Source organism: Neobacillus sp. DHD-1R, assembly GCF_057747995.1.
The window spans coordinates 3,111,499-3,124,745 of record NZ_CM173232.1 but is presented as its reverse complement, the minus strand read 5'-3'; the positions used below and the strand labels follow the sequence as shown (position 1 = coordinate 3,124,745).

At 36.8% G+C, this 13,247-nt stretch carries 14 protein-coding genes; 11 read left to right on the top strand and 3 right to left on the bottom strand.

Annotated features, from left to right (window positions below; translation table 11 throughout):
- Positions 1–76 precede the first annotated feature (76 nt).
- From AC3ANL_RS15105 to AC3ANL_RS15080, 6 genes are all read left to right on the top strand, one after another.
- Positions 77–997, top strand: coding sequence for a ribose-phosphate diphosphokinase (locus AC3ANL_RS15105; protein WP_488329735.1), 921 nt, complete (start codon positions 77–79; stop codon positions 995–997).
- 313 nt (positions 998–1,310) lie between these two features.
- Complete coding sequence (locus tag AC3ANL_RS15100) at positions 1,311–2,873, top strand: acetate--CoA ligase (RefSeq protein ID WP_488325259.1); 1,563 nt, start codon at positions 1,311–1,313, stop codon at positions 2,871–2,873.
- Between the two features lie 157 nt (positions 2,874–3,030).
- Positions 3,031–3,393, top strand: a complete 363-nt coding sequence (locus AC3ANL_RS15095; RefSeq protein WP_488329734.1) for a group I truncated hemoglobin — start codon at positions 3,031–3,033, stop codon at positions 3,391–3,393.
- Between the two features lie 293 nt (positions 3,394–3,686).
- Positions 3,687–4,769, top strand: a complete 1,083-nt coding sequence (cysP, locus tag AC3ANL_RS15090) for a sulfate permease (protein WP_488325258.1) — start codon at positions 3,687–3,689, stop codon at positions 4,767–4,769.
- 90 nt (positions 4,770–4,859) lie between these two features.
- On the top strand, positions 4,860–5,675 hold the full coding sequence (locus tag AC3ANL_RS15085) for a ZIP family metal transporter (RefSeq protein ID WP_488325257.1): 816 nt from the start codon (positions 4,860–4,862) through the stop codon (positions 5,673–5,675).
- 164 nt (positions 5,676–5,839) lie between these two features.
- Positions 5,840–6,229, top strand: coding sequence for an iron chaperone (locus AC3ANL_RS15080; RefSeq protein ID WP_488325256.1), 390 nt, complete (start codon positions 5,840–5,842; stop codon positions 6,227–6,229).
- An 86-nt stretch (positions 6,230–6,315) separates the two neighbouring features.
- Here the strand turns inward: AC3ANL_RS15080 and AC3ANL_RS15075 are convergent, their stop codons facing one another.
- Positions 6,316–6,684 carry an SET domain-containing protein gene (locus tag AC3ANL_RS15075; RefSeq protein ID WP_488325255.1) on the bottom strand — a complete coding sequence of 123 codons (369 nt, stop codon included), beginning with the start codon at positions 6,682–6,684 and terminating at the stop codon, positions 6,316–6,318.
- Positions 6,685–6,921: 237 nt separating this feature from the next.
- Here AC3ANL_RS15075 and AC3ANL_RS15070 point away from each other — a divergent pair, with 237 nt between their 5' ends.
- Complete coding sequence (locus tag AC3ANL_RS15070; RefSeq protein WP_488325254.1) at positions 6,922–7,413, top strand: hypothetical protein; 492 nt, start codon at positions 6,922–6,924, stop codon at positions 7,411–7,413.
- Between the two features lie 186 nt (positions 7,414–7,599).
- Here AC3ANL_RS15070 and AC3ANL_RS15065 read toward each other — a convergent pair whose 3' ends face one another.
- Together AC3ANL_RS15065 and AC3ANL_RS15060 are read right to left on the bottom strand one after the other, a co-directional pair.
- Positions 7,600–7,944, bottom strand: coding sequence for a c-type cytochrome (locus tag AC3ANL_RS15065; RefSeq protein ID WP_488325253.1), 345 nt, complete (start codon positions 7,942–7,944; stop codon positions 7,600–7,602).
- A 70-nt stretch (positions 7,945–8,014) separates the two neighbouring features.
- Positions 8,015–8,287 (bottom strand): hypothetical protein, encoded by a 273-nt coding sequence (locus AC3ANL_RS15060; protein WP_488325252.1) that lies wholly within the window; start codon positions 8,285–8,287, stop codon positions 8,015–8,017.
- Between the two features lie 548 nt (positions 8,288–8,835).
- Here AC3ANL_RS15060 and ilvA point away from each other — a divergent pair.
- The 4 genes from ilvA to AC3ANL_RS15040 all read left to right on the top strand — a co-directional run bounded on the left by ilvA (position 8,836) and on the right by AC3ANL_RS15040 (position 13,184).
- The gene (ilvA, locus tag AC3ANL_RS15055) at positions 8,836–10,047 is read left to right on the top strand and encodes a threonine ammonia-lyase (protein WP_488325251.1); all 1,212 of its coding nucleotides are present in this window, start codon (positions 8,836–8,838) and stop codon (positions 10,045–10,047) included.
- A 263-nt stretch (positions 10,048–10,310) separates the two neighbouring features.
- Positions 10,311–10,808, top strand: a complete 498-nt coding sequence (locus AC3ANL_RS15050) for a TRAP transporter small permease (RefSeq protein ID WP_488325250.1) — start codon at positions 10,311–10,313, stop codon at positions 10,806–10,808.
- Position 10,809: 1 nt separating this feature from the next.
- Positions 10,810–12,105 carry a TRAP transporter large permease gene (locus AC3ANL_RS15045; protein WP_488325249.1) on the top strand — a complete coding sequence of 432 codons (1,296 nt, stop codon included), beginning with the start codon at positions 10,810–10,812 and terminating at the stop codon, positions 12,103–12,105.
- A 50-nt stretch (positions 12,106–12,155) separates the two neighbouring features.
- Positions 12,156–13,184, top strand: a complete 1,029-nt coding sequence (locus AC3ANL_RS15040) for a TRAP transporter substrate-binding protein (protein ID WP_488325248.1) — start codon at positions 12,156–12,158, stop codon at positions 13,182–13,184.
- Positions 13,185–13,247 lie beyond the last annotated feature (63 nt).

Here is a 13,247-nt window from a genome sequence, read left to right as displayed (position 1 = left end):
AATCGACAAGAATTTACTAGGAATTCATTTGTTTGGAGGATATAAAGTGACCTATCAACAAAATAAACGGTTTAAAATGTTTGCATTGAATTCAAATAAAAAGTTAGCAAATGAGATGGCAGAACTGTTGGGTTGTCAATTAGGAAAATGTTCTGTCAATCAATTTAGTGACGGAGAGATTCAAATTCATATTGAGGAAAGTGTTCGGGGCAGTGAAGTTTATATTGTTCAATCTACCTCCTATCCGGTTAATGAAAATATTTTGGAACTCCTTATTATGGTTGATGCATTGAAAAGAGCTTCTGCTAGCAAAATTAATGTTGTCATTCCATATTATGGGTATGCACGACAAGATCGAAAGGCACGATCTCGGGAGCCAATTACGGCGAAACTAATAGCGAACCTTTTAGAAGCTGCTGGTGCAACGAGAGTTTTAACAATGGATCTCCATACTTCACAAATTCAAGGTTTTTTTGATATTCCAGTTGAACATTTATTTGGTGTTCCAATCCTTTCAGAGTATTTTGAGAAAAAGGGATTGGAGGATATGGTTATTGTAGCCCCGCATAATGGCAGTATCGGAAGAGCTAGAAAGATGGCTAATTTTTTACATGCTCCCATTGCTCTTATTGATAGGAGAAGGGATGAAGAAAACGATACCGAAATCTATAGTGTGGTTGGTAACATTGAAGGCAAAAATGCCATTATTATTGATGATTTAATTGATACAGGTGCAACCATTACTTTTGCTGCTAAGGCATTAGCAGAAAACGGTGCAAAATCGATTTATGCTGGCTGTACACATCCTGTTTTTACCGAGCAAGCAATTGAAAAAATTGAATCATCACCGATTAAAGAATTAATGGTGACGAATACCATCGAGTTACCAGATGAGAAAACAAGTAAAAAAATTAAAACGATCTCAGTAGCACCGTTACTTGTAGAGGCAATTGACCGGATTCATAATGAAAAAGCAGTAAGTCCTTTATTTGAATAAAATTTTATTTAAGCTAGCTAACTAATAAAGGTGTAAGACATTATCGACTAGATAGTGTCTTCTTTTTATTTTAAAGAATTATACCTTATGACTAGGTGATAAAACCAAGTGATATAAAATAGTCTTAATTTAAATGGTTTACAATCAAATTTAAAGTGATATTATTGTAATAGTATATATATTTTTAATAGCTTGTATTATTACCAGGCATTAAAAAGGTTAGAATCTTTATACTGGCAGAGTTTTTAGGGAACCCTTAATAACTAAGCAGATTATTTTTATTTAATACTAACAAGAATGGAGATTGACTACTGTGGAATTGAAATCATTGATTGCACCAGATCACTTTAACCTGGCAAGTGAAATCTCAAAGCATGTTTCAGACAAAATTGCATTGAGATGGGAAAATGAATCGGGAGAATCTAAATCTGTTACATATGCTGAACTGAATTCAAAGGCAAATAAACTTGCTAATGGTCTAACTAAATTAGGACTAAGTAAAGGCGACCGTGTTGTCGTGATGACCACTCGTCTTATCGAGTCTTATGTGATCTATTTAGCCTGTTTAAAAGCAGGGATTGTAATTAGTCCTTCTTCTGAATTGCTTCGTGCAAAGGATTTAGTTTATCGCTTAAATCATTCAGAAGCCAAAGCAGTTATTTCCTTTAGCAATTTGGTGAAGGAATTTGAAAATATTAAAGAAGAAACCCCCTTTTTACAATATAAGATTGCCTTTGGTCAGAAGGTCCCAAATTGGATCTCCATGGAAGCATTAATGGAAACAGAATCTGATATGTTCACCGATGCGGACACATTGAGTGATGACTATGCCTTTTTAGCATATACATCTGGAACTACAGGGCAGCCTAAAGGAGTTGTCCATAGCCATGGTTGGGGCTATGCACATATAAGAACCGCCGCTTCAAAATGGTTGAATATCAGTGAACAGGATCTCGTTTGGGCAACAGCTGCACCAGGGTGGCAAAAATGGGTTTGGAGTCCATTTTTATCGATATTAGGTTCTGGAGCAACAGGTTATGTCTATTATGGAAGATTTGCTCCGCATAAATACTTACAGCTTATGCAAGATAATAAAATCAATGTTTTATGCTGTACACCAACTGAATATAGAATGATGGCAAAACTTGATGATCTTTCAACATTTGATCTCTCACAGTTACATACCGCTGTGTCTGCCGGTGAGGCACTAAATCGTGAAGTTATAGATATCTTTAAAAATCAATTTAATATCATGATTCGTGACGGGTACGGCCAGACTGAAAGTACCTTGTTAATTGCCAATTTAAATACAGATGAAAATAAATTGGGTTCCATGGGGCAGCCGCTTTTACCTGAATTTATTGAAGTGGTAGATGAAGATGGCCAACCAGCACCTGTAAACGAAGTCGGAACGATTGCAATAAGAAAAGATTTTCCTGCTTTATTTCAACATTACTATAAAAATCCTGAATCTACTGCAGCTTCCTACCTTGGTCAATATTTTTTGACGGGTGACCGAGCCTATAAAGATATGGAAAACTATTATTGGTTCCAAGGAAGAAAAGATGATGTAATCATCAGTTCTGGCTATACAATTGGACCATTTGAAGTAGAAGATGCACTTATGAAACATAAATCCGTGAAAGAGTGCGCTGTTGTCGCTTCACCAGACCCGATTAGAGGAAATGTTGTTAAGGCATGTATTGTTTTAAAAGAGGGCATTTCTGGTACTGATGAATTGACTAAAGAATTACAGGGCTTTGTTAAAGATTTAACAGCACCATATAAGTATCCACGGGTGATTGAATATTTGGAGGCACTCCCTAAAACAGATTCAGGTAAAATTCGCCGAATAGAATTGCGTAATAAAAGATAACGACAAGAAAGAAAAAAGGGGTCAGTCCCCCAGCGTGCTAAAGCTTTAGTGCAGCGGGGGACTGACCCCTTTTTATTTTCTTTTTAATTAATTATGGAATATTTACTCGGATTTTGTGGAAAATACCTTTGTATGAAAATAGAAGGGAGTGTTATTTATAGAACAAAATCTTTATGACAAAATAGGTGGAGAAGAAGCGGTTACGAAAGTTGTCGACTATTTTTATAATGAACTGGTTTTGAAGGATGAAACTGTTAATCAATTTTTTGAACATACAGAAATGGAAAAGCAGCGCCGTCATCAAGCAAAATTTATCAGTTTTGCATTGGGTGGACCTAATCAATATTCCGGAAAATCAATGGCTAAAGCACATGAAGGAATGAATTTACAGCCTGTCCATTTTGATGCAATTGTCCATCATTTACATGATGCCCTTGCCCACTTTGGAGTAAGTGAAGCGGACATTGATTCGGCATTAACAAAAGTAGCTTCTCTTAAAGATGATATTTTATATCAGTAAACCTTTTTTAAGGGTGCCTTGTACTCTTTTTATTACTCGGACCGACCATGACCTCAGCATGTTCGGCCGTTTTTATTTTATGGTCTTATTACTTTTAGTTTCAATTTAACCATTAAATTGGGGTAATCTTTAAAAAATTCAGTGATAAAAGGATTGTTTGTTGATTATTCTGATAAGTGATTGTATAATTTAAAATTATTCCTACCTGATTAGTGTGATTTATGTTGGATGTTTTGTAAGGTTTTATTCTGCTATTCTGCTAGATAAATAGAGGGGCAAAAGGGGAGATGGGAATGTTTTGGACGTATATGGCTTTTATCATTGCTTTCTTCTTTGCCATGAACATAGGGGCAAGTGGAACTGCAGCTTCCATGGGGTCGGCCTACGGTGCTGATGCAATAAAGAGCAAATGGCGGGCTATGATGTTAGTGGCATTCGCTGCTTTTTTCGGGGCTGTTCTAGGTGGCGGAGAAGTCGTAAAAACGATTGGAAATGGTATTATTCCATCTAAGTTACTTAGTATTGAGATTGTTGTACTGATTCTTGCCGGTGCCACATTAACATTATTTATTGCGAATATGATGGGCATTCCATTGTCAACAAGTGAGGTCACTGTTGGGTCGATTGTTGGGGCTGGAATTGCTTTTAAACATTTGTACATTGATAGCCTCTTAGTTATTGTTTTATTTTGGGTGATTGTTCCAGTTATTTCCTTCTTCATTACATATGGTTTCGGTAAACTGATTGCAGTAGCTGAAAGGCGCTGGTCCGGATTAACTAAACAAGATCAATGGAGAAAGTGGCTGGCGAGATTACTTGTTGTTGGCGGCTGTTTTGAAGCCTTTTCTGCTGGAATGAATAATGTGGCCAATGCGGTTGGACCACTTGTTGGAGCAGGAATGATTTCTGCTACTAAGGGAATCTGGATTGGAGGTCTATTTGTAGCTATTGGTGCGATCATACTAGGAGGTAAGGTAATCGAAACAAATGGGAAGAAAATCACTAAACTTTCTTTATTAGAAGGAAGTGCCGTTTCGTTTACTGGAGGCGCCCTCGTTACAGTTGCATCGTTGTTTGGTTTGCCAATACCCCTTACACAAGTAACTACTTGCGGTATTTTAGGGATTGGTGCATCACAAAAAGGGATAAATTTTTGGCAAAAAGCCGTGATCAGAAAGATTTTTAAAGTCTGGCTGATTTCTCCTCTAGCCTCACTTGTTATCACCTATACTCTTATCAATCTCTTTATCGATAAAAATATTTATAATATTATTGTCATTTTGAGTACTTTAATTGCCGCAGTTGGTACATTAAGTCTTTCAGCAAATACCCGAAAAGAGAAAAGTACGATTCATGATGAGGGCGGCGGTATTTGAAGTAGAAAGAATTGGCAAAAACCTCTATATTATGTTAGTTTTATAAAAACAACATGAGTATTAATCAGCATGTTTTATGGAGGTAATATAATGTTGGACTGGTTTCAAAGTCTTCCCGCTGTCACACAGGCAACTTTAGGTACGTTATTTACATGGGGAATGACTGCACTGGGTGCTGCGTTGGTTTTTACAACTAAAAAAGTAAATCAAAAATTTTTAGATAGTATGCTTGGGTTTGCTGGAGGGGTCATGATTGCCGCTAGCTTTTGGTCACTACTATTACCTGCGCTAGAAATGGCAGAGAATAGCTCACTTCCAAAATGGCTGCCAGCAGCAATCGGTTTTCTTTTGGGGGGGTCTTTTTTATTAATAGTTGATAAACTATTGCCTCATTTGCATCCTGAGAAACCTATGGATAAGGCAGAAGGAATTCATCCCTCAAATAAAAAGAGAAGTACATTATTAGTTCTCGCAATTACGTTACATAACATTCCTGAAGGTTTAGCAGTAGGGGTAGCTTTTGGTGCAGTCGCCGCCGGGTTTCCATCCGCCACTTTATCAGGTGCTGTAGCATTGGCTATTGGAATCGGCATTCAAAACTTTCCAGAGGGTCTAGCTGTGTCAATGCCATTAAGAAGAGATGGAATGTCCCGTTCGAGAAGTTTTATGTATGGTCAAGCTTCAGGATTAGTTGAGCCCATTGCTGCTATCGTAGGAGCTGTATCAGTAGTATTTATCGAACCACTCCTTCCATATGCCCTTAGCTTTGCGGCAGGTGCAATGATATTTGTAGTCGCGGAGGAAGTAATACCTGGATCACAAGAAAATGGAAATACGGATCTTGCGTCCATCAGTTTAATGATCGGATTTGTCATTATGATGATTCTGGATGTTGCTTTAGGATAGTTTTTAAATTCCACAAAGGAATTTATTTAAATCTATTAAGGAGAGGTTCCTTATTTTTTGAGGAACCTCTCTTTAATTTTTTGGTTTTCTTTTTCCTGTTTAAGCTATGGTAAAATAAACTTATCTTTTTATATATTTGTCTGATTTTAATGAAAGGAGTTATCATGGAAGAAAATAAAAGGACTTTTCTCACAATTGATGAATACATATTACAATTTCCACTTGAAGTTCAAGAAATTCTTAGAACAATAAGACGAGTAATAAAAGAGGCGGCACCCGATGCAACCGAAAAAATAAGTTATCAAATGCCTACTTTTTTCTTAAATGGAAATCTGGTATACTTCGCTGCCTTTAAAAAACATATTGGTTTCTATCCAACTGCGAGTGGGATTAACGCTTTTAAACAAGCGTTATCGGATTATAAATGGTCAAAAGGTACGGTGCAATTCCCGTTTGATAGGCCATTACCGTATGAGCTTATAAGTGAGATTGTGAAATTTAGAGTTGCTGAGAATATGCAGCGAGCAGTGAGTAAATCAAAAAAGACCAATTAATTGAAACCGATAAAAAGGAAATAATATAAAAAAATGCTCCAGCTTGATAGTTGGAGCATTTTTTAGGGAGTGTCTCCATGGTTTATTTAAAGAACATCAAACCAAACTTTCGTAGCGTCATCTGGATCACCATTGTAATTTATCCGAATTTCTTCACCAGCTTTTATGTTAGTAATGGCAAAAAAGTCAATCGTATTATTTGGTAAATTAAGTTCGAATATAGCATTAGGTGTGTAGGAATGGTTAAATAGTGAACCATATCCTAATGCTAATGCACAGTCATTACGGTCTTCTCCCCACCAAAACACATATTCCATCATTGTCGTCTTCTTTAGATATTTGTATTCATCTTTCGGTGATACAATGACCGGAGCCTCATGAATTAATTCTCCTTGCAGAATATCACGAGTAGCAAATATCCCTCTGCCAAATTTGCATTTCTGTACCTCAATCATTCAAACCCACCACCCATTCAATAAAAACTTATTCATCAGTGTAACAAAGACACATTCTTCTCCAGTTTATGCAAAAAACAGGAAATTTGTTTTGAGTAGTTAAAGTCTGTATAAATTAATGAGCTCTATATGATCGTAAAAAATCCCCAAAATGGCGAGTTAATGGTAAAATCATAAGTAAAATCCTATTAAACGTTTTTTTTAAGAATCGTTGAACAGCGGTATGGGGGAACGGGAATGGTAGTTGTAAAATCAGTAAACCTTGATGGTGAGAGTATTCATGTTTTTAATAGTGCCATATATATATTTGAATCAAGTTTGGGCTTCACTTTAGAATTGGATTTAATTGTTACGGAAGTCATAATTAAAAAGTATAAAAAGTTGGAAAACCTCATTGTAGAGATAGAATTAGAGGATGGGAGAATCCTAAATTCGATTATGCATGTAAAAATATTGGCAGGTGGGTTGCCACAGCTGAATTTGTTTTGTGAAATTGATGACATAGAAGACTATCATGATTTCGATAAAGTAAACGAAAACGATGCTTGGTTTCCTAATATAGAAAAAGGCCTCACAATTGAAGAGATTAGAAAAGTGGAAATGCCTATTGAAGATATTAGCTTAAAATTAAAACTGCCTATTGATCAGGTTGAATGGTTAAAGAATCAAAAAAAGTCAGATATAAATAAACTTTTCAAAGAATTTATTTATGAATATTGGAAAAAGTAAGGTCAGAAAATGGCTGGATGTATTTTTAGGGCCTTTTAATGGATGATTCTAGGACGAAATGGAAATATCCATCCACTAAAAATTGCAGTCCAAAGAATTGTTTTGAAATTTGCAGATTGAAAAACCCCTTTATGTAGAAAATAAACTTGAGTGACCGCAAACGATTTTTTGCCAGAAAGCTTAATTTTACTTTTTCTGGGATAACCAATCTGATACTACTTTCGCTTCTTCAGGTGATATGACCCCAGCTGGCATACCACCTCTACCATGATTAATAATATTTTCTATTTCACTTTGAGAATATTTTGCACCAATTTTTCTTAAATCAGGACCAGTTCCACCTTGGAGATTTTCGCCGTGACAGGTAATACAATTAGTTCCTACAATTTCATCTGCCTTACCAGCGGAAGTGGTTCCTTTACCATCCGTAGCTTTCTCTGTTTGCTTGGGTCCAGTATAAAAGAAAAGTAAAAATACCAGACATACTGCTAGGATAATATTTATTCCCATTGTACCCCATACTTTTTTCATCGTTACAACCTCCTGCGTTTATCCGTTTACCAACAATTCAACAGACCATTAGCTAACTCTTTAATTCGATTTATTCAAATACCTTTAGTAATGAGGACCAACTAAAAACGATTGACCAAACTATCCCATTTATTAGAAGTCCCACGATAAACATCATCCATCGATGTTTTTTCTGCTCCCAGCAAGCAACCATAAGAGCAAGACCTGCTGTAATGCCAATAAAGGCTAACCCTGGAAAAGTATGAAAGGACTTTAAACAATATATTGCTCCAGAAGCGGTTAATAATATCGATAATAAGAGCTCACTTAGTAAGGATAATTCGGATTTCATATAAGTACTCATTATTATTTTCCTCCTGTTGAATTTTTATTATTACATATCGCCTCTGGTCCTATTAAAAAAGATACGGAGAACAATGTCAGTAACATCGTTCATTTCCATTTGTTTTAAACTTTCTTACACCTCTATTCATAAAATTAATGTACTGTTAATATGTGATTTAAGCGAAAAGTTAGTCTTAAACTGTCCAAGTAAATTTTGTTAAAATTGGGTCATTCTTAATAACGGCATACCGTATGCATCTTTATAGGTAGGATCTTAATCAAGATAATTTTGACAGTGGGGCATACTTGCTCCTTCTGACTTTACTCGGAGGACGCTATTGGCATATTTATGCATATAGATTGAACTTTCGGTCATTATAGTAAAGTGCTGAATAGCACGAACTGACTTGGTAACAATAATTTTTACCAATGACTCCTGCACCAGTTGTTGGATTATAAATGTAGTTTTTGACCTTTTTAAGCAGGTGTTCATATCAGTAACAGAGCATAGTTTACTCGTTCCGGAGCATCCTAAAATAAAAAATAAGGGGTGTAGGAGGTAGTAGAATGGTTACCATAGATGATGTCATCCTTGCTCGGGAAAAAATGAAAGGGATTGTCCATACAACTCCGCTTGATTTTTCCCAAACGTTTAGTGATATTTCAGCTAATAATCAAGTGTATTTAAAGCTTGAGAACTTACAGAAGACCGGTTCCTTTAAAGTAAGGGGATCTTATAATAAGTTAATTTCATTGTCGGAGGAAGAACTACACAAAGGCGTTGTAGCAGCCTCTGCGGGAAATCATGCCCAGGGTGTTGCCTATTCTAGCCACATGCTTGGAATTCCCTGTACAATTGTTATGCCAAAAGGTGCTCCCCTAAGTAAGGTGTCTGCGACAAGACAATATGGAGCAGTAGTGGAATTACAAGGGAATACATTCGACGATGCACTGGCATATGCATTAAAACTAAAGGAAGAGATAGGAGCTACCTTTGTACATGCTTTTGATGACGAGTCGGTCATTGCGGGGCAGGGTACAGTCGGCTTAGAAATATTGGAACAACTTCCCGATGTCGAAGCAATCATCTGTCCAATTGGGGGTGGCGGGCTCATTGGCGGGTTAGCTTTAGCTGTAAAAGAGAAAAACCCGAATATACGTGTGTATGGAGTTGAAGCCCTTGCTTGCCCAAGTATGAAACAATCACTAATGGAAAAAAAGCCAATTATGGTAGACTCTACCCCTACGATGGCTGATGGGATTGCTGTCAAGAAACCAGGAGATAAGACTTTTGAGCTAGTTCAAAAGTATGTCGATGATATTTATTGTGTAGATGAAATGGAAATTGCAAGGACAATGCTGTTGCTATTAGAACGGAACAAACTTTTAGTGGAAGGATCTGGTGCAGTTTCTTTAGCGTCTCTCCTTTATCAAAAGGTGAATATTAAACAGAAAAAAGTAGCAGCGGTTATTAGTGGTGGTAACGTTGATGTGAGTTTTATTTCACGGATTATTGAACGTGGTATGGTAGAATCTGGACGGTATGCGAATTTTTCCATGATCTTAAAAGACAAACCGGGTGAGTTGCAAAGCGTGTTGAGTTCAATTACTGAATTAGATGCTAACATCCAGTCTGTTAACCTCCAACATGCCGGTAAGGATATTTATCCAGGCTATACTCAACTAGAACTTTCTTTGGAAACGAAGAATCATGATCATATTAAGTCTTTAATTAGAGTTTTGAAAAACAGGGGATATGATGTGAAAGATTACGTCTAACTATTTTGCAAGTTCATGATAAGAGGTTTTCTTTTTGCAAGAAAGCCTCTTTTTCCTTGGTTGATGGAATAGATCAAACATGATAAGTTTAAACCATATAAATTTGTTTATTTACAAAAGTATACTAGTACACTTCAATAAATTAAAAATTCAAAAGATACCTAAAAAAAACACAAAATTTCCTAAAAAAAGAGCATTCAAAAGAATGCGTAAGGTTCGTAAAATGAAAGATAAGAAAACGTTTTCATTTTGGGGGAAATCATATGAATATAATCAAAAAAGTGGGTCTTGTCATCGATTCTATTTTTGAAAAATTCACTCTCTTATCGTTACTTGCCTTAATTTTGGTTGTAACCACACAAGTTATGACTAGAAAATTATTTAATTTTGTTTTCTTTTGGTCTGAGGAAATCACGCTTTTACTACTAGCATGGTTTGCGTTTATGGCAATCGCAATTGGATTCCGAGAGTACATTCATCTAGGAATTGATTCGTTCACCAATTTATTCCCTAAAATTTTTAATAAAGTCCTCGATAAAATAATCAGTGCCTCTATTTTTGCCTTTGGTTTATATCTGGTAATCCAAGGCTGGGACTTTACGGTTTTGATGATGGATTCAACTCTTCCAGCTACCAAACTACCAAGTAGTATCACCTATGCTGTCATGCCTGTTACAGGAATTATGATTTGTTTTTATTCACTTTTACAATTTTTTAATATTAATACCACCCGACACAAAGAGATAGAGGAGGGGATGTAACATGGACAGCAATACAATTGGAATTATAATCTTGCTTTCTAGCTTTGTTATTTTAATCTTACTTCGGTTTCCGATTGCCCTTACACTCATTGCATCATCATTATTAACGGTTATTTACCTGAAAGTCCCTCTTCCGGTCATTGGACAGCAAATGATCCAGGGAATGAATTCCTTTTCTTTACTTGCGATACCATTCTTTATATTGACAGGTCAAATAATGAGTGAAGGTGGTCTTGCCACACGTATTGTGAATCTTGCGAGTTTAATGGTCGGTAGAATCCGCGGGGGACTCGCCATGGTTAATAGTGTAGCGGCCTTGTTTTTTGGCAATATTTCAGGTTCTGCTGTAGCCGATGTTTCTTCCGTTGGGTCTGTTATGATTCCAATGATGAAAAAGAAAGGATACGAAGCCGACTACGCGGTTGGGGTAACGATCGCTTCAGCAATCCAAGGAGTTGTCGTCCCGCCGAGTCATAATCTTGTTTTATATTCCTTAGCAGCAGGTGGGGTATCGATCGCCAGTTTATTTATGGCAGGCATTGTTCCAGGATTTATTATGCTCATTTCATTAATGATTACCGGTTATATTATTGCGAGGAAACGGGGCTATCAAAAAGCCGATCCTGTCCCTAAATCAGAAATTGGCGGTATACTGCTCCATGGGCTTTTATCCTTAAGCCCAGCGGTCATCATTTTGGGCGGAATCATGTCGGGTTGGTTTACTGCTACGGAGTCTGGTGCATTAGCTTGCTTATATTCTTTTATCCTAGCATTTGTTGTTTATAGAGACGCAAAATTTACAAACATATGGAAAATATTAACTAGGACAATGAGAACAGTGTCGATGGTGTTCTTTTTAATCGCAGCTTCTGCATCCTTTGGTTGGATACTAGCATACTTGAAAATCCCTGCAATGGTAACAGACCTATTTTTAAGTGTATCTGATAATCCAATTATTATTCTATTAATCATTAATATTTTGTTGCTGCTCCTTGGTGCACCGATGGACATGGCACCAATGATTCTCATTATGACACCGATTCTCCTTCCGGTTGTCACGAGCTTTGGGATGGATCCCGTTCATTTCGGTATTGTCCTCATTCTAAATGCTGGGATTGGTTTATTGACGCCGCCGGTTGGAACCGTTTTATTCGTCGGATGTGCGATTGGGAAGGTCTCGATCCAAGAAGGAACAAAAGCGATGATGCCGTTTTTCTATGCTTTATTAATAGTCCTCTTAGTTATTACCTATATACCTGAGGTCGTCATGTGGCTTCCAAATATGTTAGTCAAATAACCTCAGGATAGGTGAAAATATATTAAAAATAATAAAGGTGGGGTAAAAGAATGAAAAGAAAAAAGATTACTGGCATTCTTGCAGCAACATTGTTAATGGGGACCATCCTGGCAGCCTGTGGCAAAGAGGAAGCATCTACTACTTCAAAAGACGGGGGAACTAAAGTAGAAGAACCTAAGTACACGTTCCGTTTGGCAGATAATCAGCCGCCAGATTATCCAACCGTCGTTGGGGACAAAAAGTTTGCAGAATTAGTAGAGCAAAGAACTGATGGCCGAATTAAAATTGAAGTATTTCCATCCGCACAATTAGGGGATGAAAAATCTGTACTCGAACAAGTTCAACTTGGGGCGATTGAGTTTACAAGAATAAATTCCAGTCCGCTGGCCGAGTTCAACAACCAGTTTACAGCACTTGGTCTCCCATATGTATTTGAAAGTGAAGAACATTTATGGAATTTCCTAAATGGGGAAATGGGAACAAAATTGTTAGATGGGTTAGAGCAGTCAAAAATGAAAGGTCTTGCTTATTATGATTCTGGGTCACGTAGTTTCTATTCTACTAAACCATTAAAGAGCGTAAAAGACTTAAAAGGGCAAAAGATCCGTGTTCAACAAAGTAAAATCAATATTGATTTCATGGAAGCTCTTGGAGCCAGTGCGACGCCTATGCCATATGGTGAAGTATTCAGTGCCCTGCAAACGGGTATCATTGATGGCGCCGAAAATAACATTCCAAGCTTAGATTCTTCTAACCATTATCAAGAAGCGAAAAACTTTATCTTAGATCATCACCAACGAATTCCTGAAGTACTGCTTATTAGTAAAGCATCATGGGATAAACTTTCTGAAAAAGACCAAAAAATTATAAAACAAGCCGCGCTTGATTCTGTTAAAACGCAAAGAGAAGAGTGGGATAAATGGGAAGAACGTTCCACAAAGAAATTAAAAGAGGCTGGGGTTATCTTTACTGAAGTTGATGATATTACTCCTTGGAAAGAGGCCGTTAAATCCATGGTGGATAAATACTCGAAAGATTATAAAGAAGTTATGGATGCAATTGAAAAAGCACGTCCATAATCTTCAATAGGCGGCAAGCCTAGCTGGTAAATGTATCCATTTATCAGCTGGGTCTTTTCTGTT